The organism is Vibrio sp. DNB22_10_4, from assembly GCF_052879755.1.
This window is the reverse complement of record NZ_JBNNXW010000062.1, coordinates 1-275: the sequence shown is the minus strand read 5'-3', so window position 1 is coordinate 275 and position 275 is coordinate 1. Positions and strand designations below refer to the sequence as shown.

Annotated in this window: 1 protein-coding gene; it reads left to right on the top strand. The window is 29.5% G+C overall.

The features are described from left to right. Window positions 1-275, top strand: a 275-nt coding sequence (locus ACVA6Q_RS24670) for a hypothetical protein (protein WP_446649223.1), incomplete at both ends; no start/stop codon positions are given.

Below are 275 nucleotides of genomic sequence, written 5' to 3'. Positions count from 1 at the left end.
ATTCACAAGAATCAAGCAATCACATTTTTCTGTTCCCAAGTTTAATGATTGGATATTTATAGTATTAATAATTTCTGTTTATTACATATTTTGGTTATTGGCTAAACGTAAATATATATTGGTTACGTTTTGGACTATAATTATTCTGACATTATTAATAACGTTTCCAACAAATTCACATCACAAAATTACAATGTTAAATGTGGGGCAGGGAGACAGTATTTTATATGAAGGCGGTAAGAACCAAAATGTCTTGATTGATACAGGTGGGAAAG